Origin of the sequence: Exiguobacterium profundum (assembly GCF_042652865.1) — a bacterium.
Taxonomy (GTDB): Bacteria; Bacillota; Bacilli; order Exiguobacteriales; family Exiguobacteriaceae; genus Exiguobacterium; species Exiguobacterium profundum.
Map to the genome: position 1 here is coordinate 891,291 of NZ_JBHSHG010000001.1, position 21,947 is coordinate 913,237.

At 47.2% G+C, this 21,947-nt stretch carries 21 protein-coding genes; 7 read left to right on the forward strand and 14 right to left on the reverse strand.

Annotated elements, in window-relative coordinates; all coding sequences use genetic code 11:
* Both acnA and ACFO4U_RS04640 read right to left on the reverse strand, forming a co-directional pair.
* A complete protein-coding gene (gene acnA, locus ACFO4U_RS04635; RefSeq protein ID WP_012726444.1) occupies positions 1 to 2,715 on the reverse strand; it encodes an aconitate hydratase AcnA in 2,715 nt (904 codons plus the stop codon).
* A 195-nt stretch (positions 2,716 to 2,910) separates the two neighbouring features.
* On the reverse strand, positions 2,911 to 4,509 hold the full coding sequence (locus ACFO4U_RS04640; RefSeq protein ID WP_215243868.1) for a peptide chain release factor 3: 1,599 nt from the start codon (positions 4,507 to 4,509) through the stop codon (positions 2,911 to 2,913).
* Between the two features lie 178 nt (positions 4,510 to 4,687).
* Here ACFO4U_RS04640 and ACFO4U_RS04645 point away from each other — a divergent pair, with 178 nt between their 5' ends.
* From ACFO4U_RS04645 to ACFO4U_RS04655, 3 genes are all read left to right on the forward strand, one after another.
* Positions 4,688 to 5,119: a DUF2621 domain-containing protein gene (locus ACFO4U_RS04645; RefSeq protein WP_031423504.1), complete on the forward strand. Its 432-nt coding sequence runs from the start codon at positions 4,688 to 4,690 to the stop codon at positions 5,117 to 5,119.
* 306 nt (positions 5,120 to 5,425) lie between these two features.
* Positions 5,426 to 5,704, forward strand: a complete 279-nt coding sequence (locus tag ACFO4U_RS04650; protein WP_251131846.1) for a DUF485 domain-containing protein — start codon at positions 5,426 to 5,428, stop codon at positions 5,702 to 5,704.
* Positions 5,701 to 7,260: a solute symporter family protein gene (locus ACFO4U_RS04655; protein WP_031423500.1), complete on the forward strand. Its 1,560-nt coding sequence runs from the start codon at positions 5,701 to 5,703 to the stop codon at positions 7,258 to 7,260. Before ACFO4U_RS04650 ends, ACFO4U_RS04655 begins: the two co-directional genes overlap by 4 nt.
* Before the next feature lie 33 nt (positions 7,261 to 7,293).
* Here the strand turns inward: ACFO4U_RS04655 and ACFO4U_RS04660 are convergent, their stop codons facing one another.
* Both ACFO4U_RS04660 and ACFO4U_RS04665 read right to left on the reverse strand, forming a co-directional pair.
* Positions 7,294 to 7,746, reverse strand: a complete 453-nt coding sequence (locus ACFO4U_RS04660) for a CcdC family protein (protein WP_031423499.1) — start codon at positions 7,744 to 7,746, stop codon at positions 7,294 to 7,296.
* Between the two features lie 19 nt (positions 7,747 to 7,765).
* Positions 7,766 to 8,464, reverse strand: a complete 699-nt coding sequence (locus ACFO4U_RS04665; protein WP_215243866.1) for a cytochrome c biogenesis CcdA family protein — start codon at positions 8,462 to 8,464, stop codon at positions 7,766 to 7,768.
* A 188-nt stretch (positions 8,465 to 8,652) separates the two neighbouring features.
* On the opposite strand from ACFO4U_RS04665, the gene ACFO4U_RS04670 reads away from it, so the two are divergent.
* Positions 8,653 to 8,835 carry an aspartyl-phosphate phosphatase Spo0E family protein gene (locus tag ACFO4U_RS04670; protein ID WP_078147026.1) on the forward strand — a complete coding sequence of 61 codons (183 nt, stop codon included), beginning with the start codon at positions 8,653 to 8,655 and terminating at the stop codon, positions 8,833 to 8,835.
* A 77-nt stretch (positions 8,836 to 8,912) separates the two neighbouring features.
* On the opposite strand, the gene ACFO4U_RS04675 is transcribed toward ACFO4U_RS04670, so the two are convergent.
* The 7 genes from ACFO4U_RS04675 to ACFO4U_RS04705 all read right to left on the reverse strand — a co-directional run bounded on the left by ACFO4U_RS04675 (position 8,913) and on the right by ACFO4U_RS04705 (position 16,342).
* Positions 8,913 to 10,676 (reverse strand): ABC transporter ATP-binding protein, encoded by a 1,764-nt coding sequence (locus ACFO4U_RS04675; RefSeq protein ID WP_159562399.1) that lies wholly within the window; start codon positions 10,674 to 10,676, stop codon positions 8,913 to 8,915.
* Entirely contained in the window at positions 10,666 to 12,420 is a 1,755-nt protein-coding gene (locus tag ACFO4U_RS04680) for an ABC transporter transmembrane domain-containing protein (RefSeq protein ID WP_031423496.1), read from the reverse strand. The genes ACFO4U_RS04675 and ACFO4U_RS04680 overlap by 11 nt, the downstream gene beginning before the upstream one ends.
* Positions 12,421 to 12,545: 125 nt before the next feature.
* Positions 12,546 to 12,779: a YneF family protein gene (locus ACFO4U_RS04685; RefSeq protein ID WP_012726454.1), complete on the reverse strand. Its 234-nt coding sequence runs from the start codon at positions 12,777 to 12,779 to the stop codon at positions 12,546 to 12,548.
* Positions 12,780 to 12,904: 125 nt separating this feature from the next.
* The gene (tkt, locus tag ACFO4U_RS04690; RefSeq protein WP_074036867.1) at positions 12,905 to 14,896 is read right to left on the reverse strand and encodes a transketolase; all 1,992 of its coding nucleotides are present in this window, start codon (positions 14,894 to 14,896) and stop codon (positions 12,905 to 12,907) included.
* A 199-nt stretch (positions 14,897 to 15,095) separates the two neighbouring features.
* Positions 15,096 to 15,329: a DUF896 domain-containing protein gene (locus ACFO4U_RS04695; protein WP_031423491.1), complete on the reverse strand. Its 234-nt coding sequence runs from the start codon at positions 15,327 to 15,329 to the stop codon at positions 15,096 to 15,098.
* 60 nt (positions 15,330 to 15,389) lie between these two features.
* The gene (locus ACFO4U_RS04700) at positions 15,390 to 16,034 is read right to left on the reverse strand and encodes a YneB family resolvase-like protein (protein ID WP_031423490.1); all 645 of its coding nucleotides are present in this window, start codon (positions 16,032 to 16,034) and stop codon (positions 15,390 to 15,392) included.
* A 71-nt stretch (positions 16,035 to 16,105) separates the two neighbouring features.
* Positions 16,106 to 16,342: a hypothetical protein gene (locus ACFO4U_RS04705; protein WP_074036863.1), complete on the reverse strand. Its 237-nt coding sequence runs from the start codon at positions 16,340 to 16,342 to the stop codon at positions 16,106 to 16,108.
* A 203-nt stretch (positions 16,343 to 16,545) separates the two neighbouring features.
* Between ACFO4U_RS04705 and lexA the strand changes: the two genes are divergently transcribed.
* The 3 genes from lexA to ACFO4U_RS04720 all read left to right on the forward strand — a co-directional run bounded on the left by lexA (position 16,546) and on the right by ACFO4U_RS04720 (position 18,673).
* Positions 16,546 to 17,166: a transcriptional repressor LexA gene (lexA, locus tag ACFO4U_RS04710; protein WP_031423487.1), complete on the forward strand. Its 621-nt coding sequence runs from the start codon at positions 16,546 to 16,548 to the stop codon at positions 17,164 to 17,166.
* Positions 17,166 to 17,606: a metal-binding protein gene (locus ACFO4U_RS04715; RefSeq protein WP_031423485.1), complete on the forward strand. Its 441-nt coding sequence runs from the start codon at positions 17,166 to 17,168 to the stop codon at positions 17,604 to 17,606. Before lexA ends, ACFO4U_RS04715 begins: the two co-directional genes overlap by 1 nt.
* Before the next feature lie 191 nt (positions 17,607 to 17,797).
* The gene (locus ACFO4U_RS04720) at positions 17,798 to 18,673 is read left to right on the forward strand and encodes an AraC family transcriptional regulator (RefSeq protein ID WP_214781344.1); all 876 of its coding nucleotides are present in this window, start codon (positions 17,798 to 17,800) and stop codon (positions 18,671 to 18,673) included.
* Between the two features lie 89 nt (positions 18,674 to 18,762).
* Here ACFO4U_RS04720 and glnA read toward each other — a convergent pair whose 3' ends face one another.
* The 3 genes from glnA to ACFO4U_RS04735 all read right to left on the reverse strand — a co-directional run bounded on the left by glnA (position 18,763) and on the right by ACFO4U_RS04735 (position 21,946).
* Positions 18,763 to 20,103 carry a type I glutamate--ammonia ligase gene (gene glnA / locus ACFO4U_RS04725; RefSeq protein WP_047795243.1) on the reverse strand — a complete coding sequence of 447 codons (1,341 nt, stop codon included), beginning with the start codon at positions 20,101 to 20,103 and terminating at the stop codon, positions 18,763 to 18,765.
* A 47-nt stretch (positions 20,104 to 20,150) separates the two neighbouring features.
* A complete protein-coding gene (locus tag ACFO4U_RS04730) occupies positions 20,151 to 20,555 on the reverse strand; it encodes a MerR family transcriptional regulator (RefSeq protein ID WP_031423479.1) in 405 nt (134 codons plus the stop codon).
* A gap of 92 nt (positions 20,556 to 20,647) precedes the next feature.
* Positions 20,648 to 21,946: a methionine gamma-lyase family protein gene (locus ACFO4U_RS04735; protein WP_196430819.1), complete on the reverse strand. Its 1,299-nt coding sequence runs from the start codon at positions 21,944 to 21,946 to the stop codon at positions 20,648 to 20,650.
* Position 21,947 lies beyond the last annotated feature (1 nt).

Below are 21,947 nucleotides of genomic sequence, written 5' to 3' on the forward strand. Positions count from 1 at the left end.
TTATTTCAATTTGTTACGGAGAACCATTTGCAGGATTCCACCGTGACGGTAGTAATCAATTTCAACTTCAGAGTCGAAACGAGCGATGACTTTGAACTCTGTCACCGTTCCGTTTTCATGTGTCGCTTTTGCGTTCAAGATATCGCGCGGACGTACAGACTCATCGACTTGAATATCAATTGCTTCTTCACCAGTCAATCCGAGTGATTCAGCCGATTCACCGTCTAAGAACTGAAGCGGGAGCACACCCATCATGACAAGGTTCGAACGGTGAATCCGCTCGAAACTTTGTGCGATGACCGCACGGATTCCAAGAAGATTCGTCCCTTTCGCTGCCCAGTCACGAGATGATCCCATTCCGTAATCATTTCCTGCAAGGACAACAAGACCTGTTCCCTGTTCCTTGTACTTCATAGCCGCATCATACATTGGCATGATTTCACCAGTTGGCCAGTACGTTGTAAAGCCACCTTCAGTTCCTGGAGCAACTTGGTTACGGATACGAATGTTTGCGAACGTACCACGCATCATGACTTCATGGTTACCACGGCGAGAACCATATGAGTTGAAGTCGATTGGCTCTACCCCTTTAGAAAGGAGGTATTGACCGGCTGGTGTCGTCTTCGAGAATGATCCAGCTGGCGAGATGTGGTCGGTCGTAACCGAATCCGCAAACTTTCCGATGACACGTAAGCCATTCAATGCATGAACCTCGCCCGCTTCTGGTTCGAGTTGTTCGAAGAACGGTGGGTTTTGAATGTATGTCGACTCATCTGAGAAGTCATACAAGTTTCCTTCCGGAACATCGAGTGCGTTCCAACGCTCGTTACCAGTGAAGACCGTTTCGTACTCTTTACGGAATGCTTCTGGTGATACGACGTCTTGGACAACCATTTTGATTTCATCGTTTGATGGCCAGATGTCTTTGAAGTATACTTCATTTCCATCTTTGTCTGTACCGAACGAATCATTCATGATGTCGAAGTTGACTGACCCGGCAAGAGCGTAAGCGACGACGAGCGGTGGTGATGCCAAGAAGTTTGCCTTCACGAGCGGGTGAACGCGCCCTTCAAAGTTACGGTTACCAGAGAGGACTGACGACACGAGCAAGTCGTTTTCTGTGATCGTATCTTCGACTTCACGGTCAAGCGGACCAGAGTTTCCGATACATGTCGTACAGCCGTATCCGACCGTGTTGAAGCCAAGTTCGTCCAAGTAAGAAGTCAAACCAGCCTTATCCAAGTAGTCCGTTACGACTTTCGAACCTGGTGCGAGTGATGTCTTCACGTATTTCGGAACGGTTAAGCCACGTTCAACGGCTTTCTTCGCAACGAGTCCAGCACCGACCATGACGTATGGGTTCGACGTGTTCGTACAGCTTGTGATGGCTGCAATCGCAACATCTCCCGTACTCATGTCGACTGCGCCGTCCTCGTACTTGACTGTTGCCGTTTTGTCGAGTTCAGAACGGTCAAGTCCGAAGCCACTGTTTCCTGCAGGAGCACTCAAGCTATCGATGAACGATGTTTGAACGTCTGAGAGGTTGATTCGGTCTTGTGGACGTTTCGGACCCGCAAGTGAAGGCTGGACTTTCGACAAGTCGAGTGTCAACACTTTTGTGAACGTTGGATCAGCTTGATCTGGTGTATAGAAGAGATCATTCGCTTTAGAGTATTCTTCGACGAGTGAAATCAACTCTTCAGAGCGACCAGTCGTACGCATGTAGTTCAATGTTTCCGTATCGACCGGGAAGAATCCACATGTCGCACCATATTCAGGCGCCATGTTTGCAATCGTCGCACGGTCTGAAAGTGGCATCGTGTGGAGCGACGGTCCGAAGAATTCAACGAATTTCCCGACAACTTTTTCATGACGGAGCATCTCTGTCACGACGAGCGCCACATCTGTCGCTGTCACACCAGGGTTTACTTCACCGATGATTTTGACACCGACGACGTCTGGCACTGGGAAGTATGATGGTTGACCGAGCATGCTTGCTTCCGCCTCGATTCCTCCGACACCCCAGCCAAGAACACCGAGTCCGTTGATCATCGTTGTGTGCGAATCCGTTCCGACGAGTGAATCTGGATAAGCAACTGTACCTTCTGCATCATTCTTCTCGAGGACGACAGATGCCAAGTACTCCAAGTTTACTTGGTGAACAATCCCCGTTGCAGGTGGTACGGCACGATAGTTGTCAAATGCCGTCTGAGCCCAACGTAAGAACTTATAACGTTCTTCGTTACGTTCAAATTCGATGTCCATGTTTTTCATCAATGCGCCAGCGAAACCATATGCATCTACTTGAACTGAGTGGTCGACGACGAGATCGACAGGAATTTCTGGGTTGATTTTGTTTGGGTCTCCACCGAGGTCTGCCATCGCTTTACGAAGTGAAGCAAGGTCTACGACCGTCGGTACACCCGTGAAGTCTTGAAGTACGACACGTGCCGGTTTGAACGGTACGTCAATGTCTTTCGAGACGTCGGCAGTACCCCATTTTGCCAAGTTCTCGACATGTTCTTTCGTGATGGCACGCCCGTCTTGTTGACGGAGAACCGATTCAAGAAGAACGCGAATCGAATACGGAAGACGGCTGATGTCCGTCAATCCTTCTTCTTCCAATTTTTTCAAACGATAAAAATCATACGATTGCCCGTTCGCTTCGAACTTTGTCCGAGATGCGAAGGCGTCTAAAACATTCGTCTGTTCCATTGCAATTTCCCCCTTTTTGAAAGCGCCGACCACACGACAATGCGTAATCGCTTACTTTTCACATATTTATCATAATACAAGTATAGCGTGACGTAAAATACATTCCGTCACAAATTAGTCATAAGTAAAACTTATCAAAACTAAAACGACTTACTTCACAACAAAAAAACACCTCGGAAACGAGGTGTTTACATCTTATTCTTCCGTACCGATCTCTTCGTTGACGTCAAGTGCCTCAACAAGCGTCAAGTCATCTGCGTGACGCTCAGCGAACCGTTCATATGTGAACTCGTTCGCGAACAGGAAGACCGGACGTTCCCAACGGTCTGTAACGAGCATGTTCCGTGAATCTTGGAACGGTTTCAATGCCTTCAACTCTTTATCTTTGACCCAACGAGCAACGCTATATGAGACTGGTTCCATTCGAATATCGACGCCATATTCATTGTTTAAACGATATTCGAATACCTCGAATTGAAGTTGTCCGACCGCGCCAAGATAAATCTCGTTATATTCGTTGCGATACACTTGAATCGCCCCTTCTTGCGCAAGCTGTTCTACCCCTTTGTGGAAGTGTTTCGACTTGAGCGAGTTGACCGGCGAAACGCGCATGAACAATTCCGGTGGGAAAGTTGGCAGCGCCTCAAACGCAATCTTCTGCTTCGATGTGGTGATGGTATCTCCAATTTGATACGTCCCAGAATCATAGATCCCGATGACATCACCAGCAAACGCTTGGTCGACTGTTTCTCGATCGTTCGCCATCAATTGTGTCGATTGGCTCAATTTTATCTTTTTCCCAGTACGAGTGAGCGTCACATCCATCCCACGCTCAAACACACCTGAACAGATGCGTACAAAGGCGATGCGATCGCGGTGTGCCGGATTCATGTTCGCCTGAATCTTGAAGACGAATCCACTGAAGTCTTCTGATGTCGGATTGATTGGACCGACGTTCGACTTACGTGCCTCAGGAGCCGGAGACATCTCTAAATAGTGATTCAAGAACGCAGTCACCCCAAAGTCGACGAGCGCTGTTCCGAAAAATACCGGTGTCAATTTACCACTCTGGATCGCCTCGACTTCAATCTCGTTCCCCGCTCCATCGAGAAGGTCGATCTCATCGCGGAGGTTCATCAAGTTCTCTTCCGACAAATGATCGGCGAGAATCGGATCGTTCACTCCGTCCTCACCCAGTTGAAGTGTCGACTTCTCCCCACGGAACAAGTGGACCTCATTTTTCATTCGGTCGTAGACACCTTCAAACTGCATTCCACTTCCGATTGGCCATGTAATCGCGACAGAAGGCATGCCTAACACTTCTTCGAGCTCTTCCATCAATTCAAGCGGATCTTTTGCCTGACGATCCAACTTGTTCATAAATGTGAAGATTGGAATCCCACGCATCCGACAAACTTGGAATAGTTTTTTCGTCTGTGTTTCAATCCCTTTCGCAGCATCAATGACCATGACCGCGCTATCGACTGATGTCAACACGCGATACGTGTCTTCACCGAAGTCGTTGTGTCCTGGTGTATCCATGATCGATACAACTTTGTCTTGATAGATGAATTGCATGACAGACGATGTGACCGAGATCCCACGTTGTTTCTCGATTTCCATCCAGTCAGATTTTGCGTGTTTTGAGTTTTTGCGCGCCTTGACCGTACCTGCCTCGCGAATCGCACCACCGTGCAAAAGTAATTTTTCTGTTAATGTTGTTTTCCCCGCATCCGGGTGAGAGATAATGCCGAATATCCGACGTCTCTCGACTTCCTGTTTCAATTGGCTCATATAGGATAGACCTTTCCTTTCTCGTCTCAGTTCATGCTTATTCTCGTAGCAACGCTATCTATTCTAACGAAATCAATTCGGTTCGTCTATCCTAATGGGACGTACGCCTTTTGCAAATGGATTCTTTTTTGTATACTAACGATGAAAGCAAGTGAATGTATAGAACGGGGGAAAGACGATGCCAGAAAACTTGATGATGTATTTCATTGTATTCTGGGGATTCGTCATGATTGGACTCATGACGATTGGCGGGTACTTCATGTTTCGTAAGTTTTTAAAACGAATGCCAAAAGAAGATGGACGTTCCCTACTTGACATCGAAGATGATTATATAGAAAGAACGCGTCATCTCTGGACTCCGGAGACGCGGACGCTATTAGATCGTCTCGTCACACCGGTACCCGAGTTGTTCCGCGACGTCGCAATCCGAAAAATCGCAGGTAAAATCGGTCAATTCGCGCTTGAATCGCGTGCAAAAAAAATGACGACCGAACTTGTGGTAAAGGGTTACATCGCCGCAACACCGAAGCGCGATCACAAGTTCTTAAAGAAAGCGCTAACCGAAGAACAGATTGATTGGACGCCATACGAACACTATTTTCAGCAGTAGACTCTATCTCATTCAGATAGAGTTTTTTATTTGTCGAATTGTGCGATTCGCCTAATGGGTCAAAAGTACCTTTTCTCGAGCTTTATATTACATCGAAATAACGTTCACGAATTAGACAATATTGAAAACGCTTACAGTAAATTGGTATGACCAATATTAATATAACGTCTTTCATTTCGACACGAAAAAAAGGAATGACTGAATTGTTTTTCACAACGCATAATGGATTTATCTTACAGTCAAGGAGGGTCTATTATGCATGATGTGACACAAGTTTCACAAACGACAAGCCATCAATCTGCCCACATGATTACCGAACATGAGACATTTCATCGGTTAATGCGGGAAAAAAATCGCTTCATCGTTCCAGCTATCATCTTCTCACTCATCTTTTATTTCACACTCCCGATTCTGACGAGCTATACGACGTTCTTGAATACACCACTCATCGGGGACATCACTTGGGCTTGGGCGTTCGCCTTTTCCCAGTTCATTATGACCTGGACACTTTGTGTACTTTATAGTCGACGTGCCCGTCGCTTTGACGCACTCGTCGAACAATTGAAAGACGAGGTGAGATCATGAATTGGACCGCGATCGCCCTCTTTATCGCCATTGTCGGACTCACGCTAGTGATTACATACTTTGCAGCAAGAAAAACAAAAACTGCCAGCGATTTTTATACGGCAGACGGTGGATTGACCGGATTTCAAAACGGTCTTGCCATTGCAGGCGACTATATGTCTGCCGCATCGTTTCTCGGAATTGCAGGTATGATTGCGCTTGCGGGATTCGATGGGTTTTTCTATTCAATCGGTTTCCTCGTTGCCTATCTCGTTGTCCTCTATCTCGTCGCCGAACCATTGCGAAATCTTGGGAAATATACGATGGCAGACATGATTGCGGCACGTTTTAACAAGCCTCGCGTACGTGGTGTCGCAGCGATGAATGCGATTGTCATCTCCATTTTTTACATGATTGCGCAACTCGTCGGAGCGGGTGCTTTGATTGAACTGTTACTCGGAATCCCTTATACGACAAGTGTCGTCGTCGTCGGAATCTTAATGACAGTCTACGTCGTTTTCGGTGGCATGACGGCCACTTCTTGGGTACAAATCACAAAAGCCGTACTTCTGATGATTGGGACGGCAATCATTTCATTTCTCGTGTTCGCTCGTTTTGATTTCTCCGTCACGACGATGTTTAATGAAGTCAGCAAAGCGACCCCACTCGGAAGTGACTTCTTGAACCCTGGGAACAAGTTCAAGCTACCGCTCGATACCATTTCATTAAACATGGCGCTCGTGCTCGGTACGGCAGGGCTCCCTCATATTCTGATTCGCTTCTTCACCGTCAAAGATGCACCGACTGCTCGGCAATCCGTCGTCTATGCGACATGGATCATCGGTGCATTTTATATCTTGACCATTTTCCTAGGTTTCGGTGCCGCAGCATTCGTCGGACGTGATGCCATTCTCGCCGCAAACCCTGCCGGCAACATGGCGGCCCCTCTTCTCGCGCAAGTGCTCGGTGGTGACCTCTTGTTCGCTTTCGTTGCCGCAATCGCGTTCGCGACAATTCTTGCCGTTGTCGCTGGACTCGTACTGTCAGCTGCTTCCGCCTTCGCCCATGACTTCTACGGACATATCATTCGTAAAGGGGAAGCGACAGAAACTGAACAAGTGAAAGCCGCGCGAATCGCTTCAGTTGCGGTCGCCCTCGTCTCAATGGGACTAGCCTTTTTCGCCCAGTCGATGAACGTTGCATTTCTTGTCTCGCTCGCTTTCGCCGTTGCGGCGAGTGCGAACTTACCTGTTATCCTCTTTACGATTTTCTGGAGACGCTTCAATACAGGTGGCGCCATTTGGGGAATGGTCGTCGGCTTGTTCTCCTCACTGATTCTAGTCGCACTCAGTCCGAACCTGTGGGCTCCGGACGGTTCGGCCATTTTTCTCGGTGAAGCCCTTTTCCCGCTATCCAATCCCGGGATTGTATCAATCCCCCTTGGTTTCATCGCTGCCGTGATTGGTACACTGGTCACGAAATCAGATGAAGTTGCTGGCAACTATGAACGCGTACTCGTCAAGGCGAACACCGGAATCGACGCGGAGACAGAAGTCGCCGCTACGAAAGCAGATTAAATAAAAATGGAGTGGCTCAACGCCACTCCATTTTTACGTGATTGCGATTCGTTTATATTTTTGATACATGGCGATTCGCCACGGGACAATCATCCCCCAAGCAATCAAATAGAACAATCCGCCTGTAGAGAATAGATCGACCTCATGACCGACCCAAACCTTCATTGCTGTACGGATGGCAAGGAGTGCGAACACAACCACAAAAAATGCTTTCGATCGTGAGAGATACACTTCGCCGTCCCGTTTTTCAAAATTGGATGTCTTAATCAAAAACAGACTGAAGATGAGTCCGACCGCAAGGGCCTCAGCCACTTCGACCCATGATAAGCGAAACGCGGGAATCAAAAACTGAATCATCCCGGTCGTCATCGCAAGTGGTGGAATTAAAATTTTCTTCGCATTCGTCGGCTTTGCCGATGCTTTTACACGAACAAAGCTCGCTACGATACCCATTAACAACGCGACGAGAGTCGACCCCCATAACATTGACATCTCGGTCAACCCCTTAAAATCCGGTGAATCCGACAAGCTCGCTCATCCATGCAGCGAACCGATTCATTCCGTCAAAATATAATAGTACGCCGAACGCCATCATCAAATAGCCTCCGACTTTTGCTACTTTTGCACTGTTGCGTGCTAAGTACTTGATCTTGCCAACGAATGCTACCATTACCAAAAATGGAATTGCAAACCCGATGACATACGCCAACATATAGCCGAGTCCTTGACTCGGGTTCGTGGCGGCTAGTGCGATCACACCAGCTAAAATTGGACCTGTGCACGGTGTCCACCCTGCCGCAAATCCAATACCAATTAAAACGGTTCCAAAATAACCGCTCTTTCGTTCGCCGATATCCATTTTCTTTTCACGCATCATAAATTGCGGTTGCCATAAGCCCGCCAAAAAGACGCCGAACATGAAAATCAAAATGGCGCCGAACATGCGTAGACTGTCCTTATATTGGATGAAGACGTCTGCAATCAATGAAGTCGACAATCCTAGTACGAGAAAGACAATCGAAAAACCGAATAAGAACGAAAATGTGTGGAACCAAGCTGTACGCTGTTTTAATCCTTCATTTTTTAACTCAGATACGGAAACCCCAGTAATATACGAGAGAAAGACCGGATACAACGGGAGCGTACATGGTGACAAGAACGATAAGACGCCCGCCCCAAATGCGAGCCATAATGTGACTTCCATGACGATTTCCACCTTTCACGACCATTATAGCGAAAACCTATTTAAATTGCTCGAATCTTTTCTTTCAAACCGCAACATCATTTTGTAATTTTTGAAATGGAAATGAAACTTGTCATCTGTAAACGGAGGTGCTAAGATTTGGATATTCCAGTTCACAAAATTCTAATTTACATGATGGGGGAACGAACGTGGCAGTCACCGCAGCAGATACACTACACCAGGCCATTGAACAAAAACGTGATGAACTGTATAAAATCGCGTCAAAGCATTCTTGGACCTCACCCGAAGTCATTTCAGTAAGCCAAGAACTTGACTCTTTAATCACTCGTCATGTCCTATCAAAGCATAATAAAGAGAAACTTCATTCTTGAAACTTGACAGCTCGTCACCTTGTGTGGCGAGCTTTTTCCATGGAAAAAAGGACACCTGAATAGGTATCCTTTCCAAATCAAGACATCAGACGTTGTCCGGATTGCAGTTCATACATCTTTTTGTACAGTCCGTCTTGTTTCAATAACTGTTGATGATTGCCGCGTTCCACGATTTCACCACGATGCAAGACCAAAATTAAATCTGCATCTTGAATCGTCGACAGGCGGTGGGCGATTGCGATTGTCGTCCGACCACGACGCATCCGATCGAGCGCGGTTTGTACACGCTCCTCTGTTTCGGTATCGATGGAGCTCGTCGCTTCATCGAGAATAAGCACTTTTGGATTACGTGCGACCGTACGGGCAAATGCGAGCAATTGACGCTCCCCGCTTGAGAACGTCGCTCCACGCTCTCCGACGACATGGCCATAGCCAGCGTCCAACTTTTCAATGAATGTATGCGCTTGGACGAATTCAGCAGCTTCACGCGCGCGCTCAGAATCGATGACTGGATTGAACAGCTTCAAATTCTCTTCGATTGTTCCCGTAAATAAGAATGGGTCTTGTAGGACAAGCCCGACTTGTTGACGAAGCTCTTGCTCCTCGAACTGTTCGAGCGGTTGCCCGTCAATCGTGATGCGACCAGATTCATATGGATAAAAACGTGTCAACAAATTGATGATTGAACTCTTACCGCTCCCAGTATGACCAACGAGCGCAACCGTCTCACCTGGTTTAGCAACAAAAGAAATCTGTTTCAACACGTCAACTTCTCCGTCGTAACTGAATGTCACATTTTCGAACCGAACTTCCCCATCAGTGATTCGTGCTTCACCAGGCATCTGTTTACCTGGAGCCGGTTCATCCGTATCTAAAATTTTGAAGACACGGTCGGCCGATACGACGGCTTGTTGAAATTCGCTTAATCGTTGCATGATATCAAGCACGGGACGGAAAATACGTTCAATATAGCTGATGAAAGCATACACGACCCCTACTTGAACTTGTTCACTCATCGAGAGTACCCCGTAATAACCGAGCAGACCGATGATGGAGAAGGCGAGAAGCAATTCGATAATCGGGCGGAGTAACATGCTATCGAGTTTTAAGTTCCGATATCGTGCCTCCTGATGCGCTTCGTTCGTCTCTTCGAACTGACGAATGAGTCGCTCTTCTTGACGAAATTGTTGAATGATGCCCATCCCATTGATGGATTCGTTCAACTGGGCGTTGAGTTGTGACAACAAATCCCGCACTTGCGCGAAATATTTCGTCGAGAAACGACGATACGCCCAAATGATAAGCCAGAAGAGAGGCAACAAGATGAGTCCCATCGTCGCGAGCGGGGGCTCCAAGATGTAGAGGAAGATATACGTCCCAATCAACTGAACGGCAGACTGAACGAACGTACTCATCACCCCGACATAGAGCTCTTTTACGGCCTCCGTATCATTCGTGATACGCGATACAAGGACTCCCGCTGGTGTGCGGTCAAAGTAGGCAAGTCGCATCCCCATAACGTGACGGAAGATGTCCATCCGAATGTTTTGCACAATTTTTAAGGCGATTTTTTGAAAAGATATGGATTGCAGATAGTCAAATACAATCGCCGACAAATGAAGCACCATATAGACAGCAAAAAGAGCGATGACCCAGTTCGTCGGGTAGACACCTGGTGTGACGAATTCATCGATAAACACTTTGATTAGAAACGGCCCTGCCAACTTTGCACCTGTCGCAATCAAGAGAAATACGAAGGCAACACTTAGCGGTTTTCCGTACCGTTTCGCGTAACTGAGCAGGCGCTTGATGACTTGCCATTCTTGGACATCATGTTTCATCGTGTCCCCCCCCTTCTACAATCGCTTCAAGTTGCTGACGATCATATGTCTCACGATACCAGCCCGTCTCTTGAAGCAATGCCTCATGGCGACCTCGTTGAATGATGTTTCCGTCCTCAATCACGAGAATCTCGTCAGCGTGTTCTACAGCCGAAAGACGATGTGCGACAATGACGCGCGCCTGATCTGGATTACCGACTCGAAAATGCTCGATAATCGACTCTTCCGTTTTCGCATCGACCGCAGATAGGGCATCATCTAATATCAATACATCCGCCGCTGTCATGAGCGCCCGCGCGATGGAAATCCGTTGTTTTTGTCCTCCTGATAATGTGACTCCACGTTCACCGACGAGTGTCGCATATCCTTCCGGAAGACGGACAATATCTTCATGCACCTCAGCAACCTTAGCTGCTTCGATGATTTCTTCCATGCTCGCTTCAGGCCTTCCGAACGCGATATTGTTCGCAATCGAATCCGAGAACAAGAAATGATCTTGTGGAACGACCGCAATTTTATCCATCAGAAGTGATTTTTTCACTTGGCGGATGTTGATCCCACCGATTTTAATCTTTCCATCTTTCACATCATACTCACGCGTCAATAGACGGACAATCGTCGTCTTCCCTGCACCTGTTCTGCCGACAATCCCGATTGTTTTTCCACGTTCAATCCGAAAATGGACATTGTGGAGCACAACGGTCTCATCATAAGCGAAATTTCGAATATCGACCTCCACCTCTGAATGAGAAAGGGTCGTCGCAGCCATGCGGTCGTCTTGAATCTCAGGTTTGACGGCGAGCATTCGCTCAATTCGGTCGTAAGACGCGCGTCCACGCTCCACGATATTGAACAACCATCCAAAGGCTAACATCGGCCATGTCAACAGTGCCAAATAAGCTGTGAAGCTGACAATCTGTCCAATCGTCAATTCGCCTTGTTCAATCAAGACGGCTCCATACCCGACCGAAAGGATATAAGACAATCCGACAATTCCGAAGATGGTCGGGTCGTATAAGGCATCAATCTTCGCGACTCGTACGTTTTTCGCCATGACTTCACTCGATAAGTTCTCAAACGATTCCACATCCCGATCGACTTCCCCCGTCGACTTTAAGACACGGACGCCACTGACGCTTTCCTGCACTTTGTCATTCAATTCTGAAAATGCCGCTTGGGCGACCCCGAATCGGCTATGTAACATCTTTCCATATCGCGTTGTCAAAGCGACCATGATTGGTAACGGTAGTAAGGCAACGAGCGTCAATTTCCAGCTGATTGTTGTAATCATCGTGATGATGACGAACGTCCCAAGTGTCACGCTATCGACGAGTGTTAAAATCCCCGCACCGGCCGTCATCGATACGGCTTGTACATCATTTGTCGCATGGGCCATCAAATCACCGACCCGTGACTTTTTATAAAATCGCTGATCAAGATCTGTGAAATGCCGATATAGTTGGCTACGAAGCATTCTTCCTAGACGAATCGATGCGCCGAAGATAAAATAGCGCCAAAAGAAGCGGGCGACATAATTTCCAATCCCAACAGCAGCAAGTCCCCCTAATAACAGCCAGAGTGTGTCGGACGAAAGCGAACCACGGTTAATCTCATCGACAATCCGTCCGATGATGCGTGGTGGAATCAGTTCTAGACCAGCCACGAAGATCAGTAAGACGATGCCGAGCGCGTACGTCTTCCACTCAAGACGCAAAAACCAAGATAATTGTTTGAATACACGAATGTGAAACGCCCCCCTTTGTCTTTAGATGAAGATTATTCATTAATCGTAGCGAAAGTTTGTTCGATTGTCTAACAAAAAGAGGAAACAAAAAAGCACTTCGGGAACCGAAGTGCTTTCGTGATTGATTATGATTTCTTTTCGTTTTTCATCTGCACGTTCATGGCGCGCATCACTTGGTTGACTTTCTTCTGTGATGGCTTTTGACCCATCTGCATCATCAACGTACGAATCATATCTTCATTGATTGGCGGGTTCTGTTCAAGGTAGTTCATCATGTATTTACGCGCGATAAAGAATCCAATCGCGATACCCCCGATGAGTGCTGCCACGACAAGAAGAATCCAGAATAATGTACTCAAGGCTTTACCTCCTCTACCATATGAAACATCGTTTTTTACTATACACTAAATTGAACAACTTCGCTAGTCGTCCAGAAAAAAAGTGACGGCCAAACGATTGGCCGTCACAACAATCTAACTAGAGATTAAAGTGATTTTACTGCATTGACGACGTTGTCGACTGACATGCCGTATTCTTTCATGAGGAGGTCACCAGGTGCAGATGCTCCGAACTTGTCGATTCCGAGTACCTTACCACCGAATCCTACATATTTGTACCATCCAAGTGTCGCACCCGCTTCAAGTGATACACGTTTCGTGACTGAAGATGGAAGGACAGATTCTTTGTACTCTGCAGATTGCGCTTCGAAGAGTTCCCATGATGGCATCGAGACGACTGCCGCTTTCACGCCTTCTGACGCGAGCTGTTCACGCGCTTCAACGAGAACGTGTACTTCAGAACCTGTACCGAGCAAGAGAACGTCTGCATCTTTCGATTCACCTGCAACGACGTAAGCTCCTTTTGCTGCCGTTTCAATAGATGTACCTTCGAGTTCTGGTAACGCTTGACGAGTCAAGACGAGAAGTGAAGGAGTCGTTTTCGATGTCACCGCTTGTTTCCAAGCTGCAATCGTTTCTTTGCCGTCAGCAGGACGAAGAACAGAGAGGTTCGGCATCGCGCGGAAGCTCATCAAATGTTCGACCGGCTCGTGCGTTGGACCATCTTCACCGACTGCGATTGAGTCGTGCGTCAAGATGAACGTCGATGGAAGTCCCATAAGTGCTGCGAGACGGACTGCAGGACGGAGGTAATCCGAGAAGACGAAGAACGTCGCACCGTAAGGAAGAACACCACCGTGAAGGGCCATACCGTTCACAGCTGCCGCCATCGCGAACTCACGAACACCGAACCAGATGTTACGACCAGCTGGGTCTTCATCGAAGTCTACCGCACCTTTGATCATCGAGTTGTTCGATCCAGCAAGGTCAGCCGAACCACCAAAGAGTGTCGGTACTGCTTTTGCGATTGCGTTCAACACTTCACCGCTCGTTTGACGTGTTGCTTTTTTCGAACCGATTTCGAAAGTCGGCAACTCGCTATCCCAACCTTCAGGAAGGTCATTGTTCATCGCGCGCTCGAACTGTGCTCCGAGCTCAGGGTGTGCCGCTTTATACGCTTCAACGAGTTCGTTCCAGTCTGACTCATATTTCGCGCCAGGCTCGACAACTTTCTCGTTGAATAAGTCATATACTTCGTTTGGAACGTAGAATGACTCGCCTTCCCATTTGTAGAACTGTTTCGTCAATTCGATTTCAGCGTCTCCAAGTGGCGCACCGTGTGATGCCGATTTACCCGACTTGTTCGGTGAACCGAATCCGATGACCGTCTTGACTTCGATCAATGTCGGCTTCGACGTCTCTGCTTTCGCAGCATCGATCGCTTTTGCGATTGAATCGATGTCCGTTCCGTCTTCGACACGAATGACTTGCCACCCGTAAGCGTTGAAACGGTCTTCTACGCTTTCAGAGAACGACTTATGAAGGTCGCCATCGAGAGAGATATCGTTTGAATCGTAAAGAACGACGAGTTTACCGAGCTTCAAGTGACCTGCGAGGGAAGCCGCCTCCGCAGATACACCTTCCATCAAGTCTCCGTCACCGCAAATGCCGAACGTGTAGTGGTCAACGACGTTGAACTCGTCGCGGTTGTAAGTCGCTTCTAAGTGTTTCTCTGCCATGGCCATCCCGACAGCCATCGCAATCCCTTGTCCAAGTGGGCCCGTTGTCGCATCTACCCCAGCCGTGTGGCGGTACTCAGGGTGACCAGGTGTCTTCGAGTCCATTTGACGGAATGATTTCAAATCGTCCATCGACAAATCATAGCCAGACAAGTGAAGGAGCGAATACAAGAGCATCGATCCATGACCCGCTGAGAGCACGAAACGGTCACGGTTGAACCAGTTCGGGTTTTTCGGGTTGTGACGCATTTTATCTGTCCAAAGTGTAAACGCCATCGGGGCAGCGCCCATTGGCATCCCTGGGTGACCAGAGTTCGCTTTTTGGACTGCATCAATTGAGAGCGTCCGAATCGAGTTAATCGCTAATAATTCTTTAGTAGTTGTTTCCACTAATTTCATCCTCTCTGTGTTAAGAAGGTTTTCTACCCGTCATATTTTATCATACTCAATCGTGTGTCACAACTAATTAATTAGTATAACACATTTGATGAAATCGTTTCCTTCTATTGCATGAAATAGCATGTAATCCGTTCGTCTGATGCGTGTTCGTGTATAACAAAAATGCACATCCTATGCGAAATAGGATGTGCATTCGGTATCACTCACCGCGATAGCGTTTTTGATCTTCTTTCAACTTCTCTGGTGTAACGTCATTTCCATCTGGATCGACGACTTTCATACCCATCATTTGTGATTTGAACGATTGACGAAACGCCTTCAAATATTCTTGACGCAAGTCTTGTTGCTCGTTCATTTCTTCTTGAGACAGTCCTTCTGTCTTCGCTTTGTTGGCGAGGAAATTGATTCGCTCCAATTGTCCTGGTGCTAACATATGACTCGCCCCCTCTCTAGTGAATTTGTTCTTATACTTTACAAAATCAGAGAGGAAGAATCAAGTTTCAGCAACCGACTGGTGCTCAAGATATCGTCGATTGACCGTTGCCTTCGAGACCTCATAACCAAATCCACGTAGCGTCGCCGCAATCTCAGCGAACGTCAAGCCACGTTCACGCAATTGGATAATCTCTTCGATTGGCACTTCAATTCGATGTCGCCCACCTTGATCATGATTTTGAATGTTGCGCTGTGGGTTAAATCCGTTAGCGACCGCACGACGCATCCCACGCGAGATTTTCGCATTGTGAATTTTTCGTTGATATTCTTCGACAACACTGACAATCTCCAATACCATCTTCTCTGCATCGGAAACGACATAGTCCGACGTAGACTGCATCGTCAGCAATCGCACGTCATGCTTCATTAAAGTATGCAAGATCGCAATCTTAGCATTCCCTCGTCCTAAGCGACTGTCGTCCGTGACGAGCACGGCATCGAGCTGAGAAGTGGATACATGGTCCAGTAAATCAAGTAGCCCTTGTCGATTGACTTCATAACCGCTCTCTTGCTCTGTGATGACATCTATGACGTCGGCCCCTAATCCCGAAGCCAGCTGCTGTAATTCTTCGACTTGCCGACTGAGTGATGTCTCTTGGGTAGACTTGTTCGTCGATACCCGGCAATAGATGACGACCCGCATCGCACCACTCCCTTTCATTGCATTCATTTGTTACGATACACAGTTTAAGATTGATTCGCAATGAAGAAAGATCACTCAGCGGCATACCATTTCATTTTTCGTTCGTTATGCTCTTCACGCTCTGCCATGATCTGTGCTTCGAGTGATTCTGCTTCGACGTACGCAACCTCTTCTTCGATTGTCCGCTCTGACGTGACGACCGGATCGACAACTTTTGGTTCCCCTCGCATTTCACCAGCCAAATAAAAAGCGAACATCCCGACTAAGAGCATCCCGACTAAAATGATTCCGTTGAGTGTATCTTTCATGATTACATTGCCTCCTGTATAAGAATATATGTTCGTTAGAACGTTTGTTCGTTTATCTGTTCTCATCATAAAACAAGAACCCGTGTTCGGTCAACACAAAAAAACGAACGAATGTTTGTACGCTCATGTGTTCTTGTGTTACACTAGACACATAAAGAATAGGATGCGATTGCAGGTTATTCGATTATATCGAGGTGAACATAATGAAAAAAATGTCAGCGCGACAACAGCAGATTCTTGATTTCATCAAAGACGAAGTACGGGCAAAAGGTTATCCGCCTTCTGTTCGTGAAATTGGAGAAGCGGTCGGTCTTGCATCTAGTTCGACCGTACACGGTCATCTAGATCGTTTAGAGAAGCGTGGATTGATTCGTCGAGATAAGACGAAGCCTCGCGCGATTGAAATTTTGACTGAAGATATGCCGACAATGGAAGAGCAAGAGTCCGTCATGTACGTACCGGTCATCGGGAAGGTCACTGCCGGGACACCGATCACCGCCATCGAGAACGTGGAAGAGCACTTCCCTCTTCCAGCACATATCGTCGGGTCAGATAATGTATATATGTTGTCTGTCTCTGGGGATTCGATGATCAATGCAGGAATTTTAGACGGAGACCGGGTGCTCGTCCGCCAGCAGAGCACGGCCGACAATGGAGAGATTGTCGTCGCCATGACGGAAGAAGGCGAAGCGACCGTGAAGCGAATTTACAAAGAAGCTTCGAAGGTCCGCCTTCAACCGGAGAACGACGAGTTAGAAGCGATGTATTTTGACAACGTCTCGATTTTAGGGAAGGTTATCGGTGTATACCGGACGATTCATTAATGGCTAGTGGCAAGACCCATACCCGTACGAATCTCGTGGCAACCGGAGCACTCGCGGTTGCCACGCCTTTTCTTGAAATCGATGTTCCGTTCTCATTGATCATCGGTGCCATCATCGGTACACTCTGGCTCTCCCCGGACCTCGATTTGAAATCAGACGCCTATTATCGATGGGGACCTCTCAAACTGATTTGGCTCCCTTACGTAAAGCTCATGCCGCACCGTTCGCTCTTCTCGCACTTACCTGCTTTGAGTGATGTGATTCGGATTGCATATATCGGGTTCCCGCTCGTGCTGCTTCTGCCCTTCACGGCTTACGAAGAGGAAATCCGCTCATGGGTCGACATTCATGGCATGTCCTTCTTTTTAGGGCTCGTGTTTGCGACGACACTCCATACGACGCTCGACTATACTTCAACGTTTTTCAAAAAAGCGTTTTAACCAACAAAGGACCATCTTCGTGAAGTACAGAAGGTGGTCCTTTGTTTTAATTGGAATGATAACGTGTTATAGGGTATCCATTTTATGAATGAAATGCTTAAACTAATACGACCCGATCTTTCCTGCACGCAAATTATCGAGATGAGTTGGAAGAAATCCGATATGGTCAAACTATGAAGGAGGAGAACTTGATGGTAAAAGCATTAAATGAGCTGATGGACTTTATCGAACAGCACTTAACGGAAGAACTTTTAGATTCAGAAATCACAAAAATCACCGGACTATCTGCTCACCATTTTAAGAGGATGTTTTCGTATATGTCAGGAATGACACTTCACACTTATATACGAAATCGACGGTTTTCTATCGCAAATGAAAAATTGGTTCATGGTTCAAGCGTAACAGAAATCGCATATCTCTATGGATATCAATCGGTCGAAGGGTTTTCCAGAGCGTTTCGAGATTGGTCTGGTCATTTGCCTTCTGAAGTCATGAAGAATCACATTCAAAAGTCGTTCCCTCGCTTCACGTTTTATATCGATATAAAAGGAGGAACATCAATGGAGTTCAAGTTAGAAGAGAAAGAAGCTTTTCAAATCGTTGGAGTTTCAAAGCGTGTCCCTATTCAATTCGAGGGAGTCAACGAAGAAATCATGGAACTAGCGAAGTCGATTACGGAAGAGCAACGGGCTCACATGCATGAATTGGGCAATTTATATCCGCATCGTGCCTTGAACGCATCGTTCAATTTTGATGACGGTCACTTAGAAGAAGAAGGTTATTTGACACATATGATCGGTTTCGCCACGACAAGAGAAATTAAGTATGACGATCTCGAAGTGATCTCAATCCCAAAAAGTTTATGGGCAATCTTCCCGAACACTGGACCATTCCCAAACACTCTACAAGAGACGATGGCAAGAACCTATGCAGAATGGTTACCTTCTTCGGGATACGCACTTCAAGACTTGCCAAGCATTTCATTTAGCAAAATAGAAACAGGATATGACAACGTATATAGCGAGGTTTGGGTCCCTGTGAAGGTTAGAGAAGAGCCGGAATCATAAAGATATCTCCGCTATTATGATTTATCAAAAAGAGTATGGAGCATCCCAAATTGAGGGATGCTCCATACTCTTTTATATATCTCTTCTATTTAGTAGAGCGTCATGTACTGATCGCGTTCCCACTCTGTTACTTGCATACGGAACATATCCCACTCGATTTCTTTCAACTCGAGGAAGTGTTCGCCGATATGCTCACCAAGTGAGTCCATCACAACTTTGTCCGCACGAAGGACTTCGAGTGCGTCGAAGAGTGTCGCTGGGAGATCGTCGATTCCGTTTGCTACACGCTCTGGCTTGTCCATCACGTAGATGTTGCTATCGATTGGTTTAGGTGCATTCAAATCTTTTTCGATCCCGTCAAGACCTGAAGCCAAGAGGGCAGCAAGTGCAAGGTACGGGTTCGCCGCTGGGTCAACCGAACGTACTTCGATACGAGTCGAGAGACCACGTGCCGCTGGTACACGTACGAGTGGCGAACGGTTACGTGCGCTCCATGCAACATAGCAAGGTGCTTCGTAGCCTGGTACGAGACGCTTGTATGAGTTGACAGTCGGGTTACATACTGCCGTGAAGGCACGAGCGTGCTCCAAGATACCGGCTGTGAACGCGCGAGCTGTATCTGAAAGTTCCATGTCGCCGTTTGGATCGTAGAAGACGTTTGTGTCGCCTTTGAAGAGTGACATGTTCGCATGCATCCCTGAACCGTTTACCCCGAAGAGCGGTTTCGGCATGAATGTCGCGTGAAGACCATACTTCGCTGCGATCGTCTTAACGACGAGTTTGAACGTTTGGATGTTATCTGCCGTCGTGACAGCATCTGCGTATTTGAAATCGATTTCGTGTTGTCCTGGTGCTACTTCGTGGTGTGATGCTTCGATTTCAAAGCCCATGTTTTCAAGTTCGATGACGATCTCTTTACGGCAGTTCTCACCGAGGTCAACTGGTGCCAAGTCGAAGTATCCACCTTGGTCGTTGAGTTCAAGAGTCGGACGACCTGATGCGTCTTTTTTGAACAAGAAGAACTCTGGCTCTGGTCCAACGTTGAACGCTGTGAAACCAAGTTTTTGCATCTTCTCAAGGTTACGCTTGAGTGTACCGCGCGGGTCACCGCTGAATGGTGTACCGTCTGGGTTATAAATATCGCAAATTAAGCGAGCAACTTTTCCGCTGCCATCTGTCCACGGGAAGACAACCCACGTGTTGAGGTCTGGATACAAGTACATGTCTGATTCCTCGATGCGGACGAATCCTTCGATTGACGATCCGTCAAACATCATCTTGTTATCAAGTGCTTTGTCCAATTGGCTGATCGGCACCTCGACGTTTTTGATTGTTCCGAGGATGTCCGTGAATTGAAGACGAATAAAGCGTACGTCTTCCTCTTGTGCGATGCGTTTAATGTCTTCTTTTGTGAACGTTTTTCTGGCCATGGTAAAATGTCCCCTCTCACATTGCGTAATGGTTGATGTGTGCGGCGTTATCGATAGAAACGTGAAAGCTCACCTTGAATGAGCGACGTCTTATTGAAACGACCGGCTTCTTGAAGCTGTGTTTTCAACAAATGATGTAACTCTTTTTCCGAAACCTTCGGTGCTTCACTGACCGGTGCGGCCGGAGCAGATGCTTCCGCTTCTTTTTCACCTTCTTGCTCTAACATGTGGCGAATCGCCGCCAAGTTAAAGCCTTGATCAATGTAATCCTTGATTGCGAGTAGACGTTCGACATCATTAAAGGAATAAAGTCGTCGTTTCGATTCCGTCCGACTAGGCGAAATCAGACCCTGTTCTTCGTAATACCGAATCTGTCTACCTGTCAGTTGCGTCAAATCTTGGACGATTCCAATCGGAAACAACGGGTTGGAGCGACGAAATTGATCGGCCATCCTTACCCCTCCTTTTCTGTCTCACAATGTGAGAATAATATATGACAACAATCCTGTCAATAGATGTTAAGAAAGTTAACATGACAGATTAGTTACAAATGTGTCGGCTGATTTTGGTCATTGAATTCGACCAATCCTTTACCGTGTAATTGGCTCAACGCCAACATGAGCGCGACTTTTACGTGAGCATACGTCAGACCACCTTGAACGTACGCCGTGTACGGTGCCCGAAGCGGACCATCGGCAGACAGCTCGATGGAAGAACCCTGAATGAACGTCCCAGCTGCCATGATGACGTCATCTTCATAACCCGGCATATAGGCCGGCACCGGTAACGCATGGGCATTGACCGGCGATGCCATTTGGATGCTCTGACAAAACGCAATCATCTTGTCGCGGTCACGGAACGTCACCGACTGAATCAAGTCCGTTCGTAGAGTCGTATAGTGGGGATCTGTCTCGAATCCGATCAAAGACAATAGACTTGCCGTCAAATGGGCCCCTTTTAATGCTTGTGCGACTGTATGAGGTGCCATATAGAAGCCTTGATACATCTCTTGAAGCGAGTAGAGTGATGGTCCGGCTTCACTTCCGATACCTGGGGTCGTCATACGGAACGAACACCGTTCAATTAACTCTTTCGTACCAGCGATATAACCGCCCGTCTTCGCCAATCCACCGCCTGGGTTTTTGATGAGAGAACCAGCCATCAAGTCAGCCCCGACGTGCGTCGGTTCGATCGTCTCGACAAACTCACCGTAACAATTGTCCACGAACACATACACATGCGGATGTTCCGCTTTAATCCGTTCGATGGCCACTTTGATTTCATCGACTGGAATACTGCGACGATTCGCATACCCTTTCGATCGCTGAATCCCAACGAGTTTCGTCTCAGGACGAATCCGTTCGAGGACGCGGTCGATGTCGATTTCACGTTCCTCTTTTAATTCGACAGTATCGTAATGGACACCGAGTTCTTTTAACGAACCGCGACCATCGCCACGAATGCCGACAATCTCCTCAAGCGTGTCATACGGCTTCCCTGTGATATAGAGAAGCTCATCACCTGGTAGAAGGACACCAAACAAGGCAATCCCGATTGCATGGGTACCGGAGATGATTTGTGGTCGACATAGCGCGAGCTCGGCTCCAAACACATCCGCATAAATCGACTCGAGGGTGTCTCGACCGATATCGTCATATCCATATCCCGTCGTCGGATTAAAATGAAAATCCGACACTTTATGCTTTTTAAACGATTCTAGGACGCGATACTGGTTGAATTCGGCCGTCTCGTCAATCCTTTCGAAAAACGGTTTGACCCGTGCCTCCGCTTTTTTTACGAACGGCGCGAGCGCATCATAATGTTCAATCTTTTCTTGCCACATA

Coding starts and splice junctions, on each gene's coding strand:
- ACFO4U_RS04675 (WP_159562399.1), bottom strand. CDS start 10,676: ATGAAACATGATGTCCAAGAATGGCAAGTCATCAAGCGCCTGCTCAGT.
- ACFO4U_RS04735 (WP_196430819.1), bottom strand. CDS start 21,946: ATGTGGCAAGAAAAGATTGAACATTATGATGCGCTCGCGCCGTTCGTA.
- ACFO4U_RS04715 (WP_031423485.1), top strand. CDS start 17,166: ATGGCTAGTGGCAAGACCCATACCCGTACGAATCTCGTGGCAACCGGA.
- ACFO4U_RS04650 (WP_251131846.1), top strand. CDS start 5,426: ATGATTACCGAACATGAGACATTTCATCGGTTAATGCGGGAAAAAAAT.
- ACFO4U_RS04695 (WP_031423491.1), bottom strand. CDS start 15,329: ATGTTAGCACCAGGACAATTGGAGCGAATCAATTTCCTCGCCAACAAA.
- ACFO4U_RS04645 (WP_031423504.1), top strand. CDS start 4,688: ATGCCAGAAAACTTGATGATGTATTTCATTGTATTCTGGGGATTCGTC.
- ACFO4U_RS04665 (WP_215243866.1), bottom strand. CDS start 8,464: ATGGAAGTCACATTATGGCTCGCATTTGGGGCGGGCGTCTTATCGTTC.
- ACFO4U_RS04730 (WP_031423479.1), bottom strand. CDS start 20,555: ATGGCCGATCAATTTCGTCGCTCCAACCCGTTGTTTCCGATTGGAATC.
- glnA (WP_047795243.1), bottom strand. CDS start 20,103: ATGGCCAGAAAAACGTTCACAAAAGAAGACATTAAACGCATCGCACAA.
- ACFO4U_RS04660 (WP_031423499.1), bottom strand. CDS start 7,746: ATGTTATGGGGGTCGACTCTCGTCGCGTTGTTAATGGGTATCGTAGCG.
- ACFO4U_RS04655 (WP_031423500.1), top strand. CDS start 5,701: ATGAATTGGACCGCGATCGCCCTCTTTATCGCCATTGTCGGACTCACG.
- ACFO4U_RS04720 (WP_214781344.1), top strand. CDS start 17,798: ATGGTAAAAGCATTAAATGAGCTGATGGACTTTATCGAACAGCACTTA.
- tkt (WP_074036867.1), bottom strand. CDS start 14,896: ATGAAATTAGTGGAAACAACTACTAAAGAATTATTAGCGATTAACTCG.
- ACFO4U_RS04705 (WP_074036863.1), bottom strand. CDS start 16,342: ATGAAAGATACACTCAACGGAATCATTTTAGTCGGGATGCTCTTAGTC.
- ACFO4U_RS04640 (WP_215243868.1), bottom strand. CDS start 4,509: ATGAGCCAATTGAAACAGGAAGTCGAGAGACGTCGGATATTCGGCATT.
- ACFO4U_RS04700 (WP_031423490.1), bottom strand. CDS start 16,034: ATGCGGGTCGTCATCTATTGCCGGGTATCGACGAACAAGTCTACCCAA.
- lexA (WP_031423487.1), top strand. CDS start 16,546: ATGAAAAAAATGTCAGCGCGACAACAGCAGATTCTTGATTTCATCAAA.
- acnA (WP_012726444.1), bottom strand. CDS start 2,715: ATGGAACAGACGAATGTTTTAGACGCCTTCGCATCTCGGACAAAGTTC.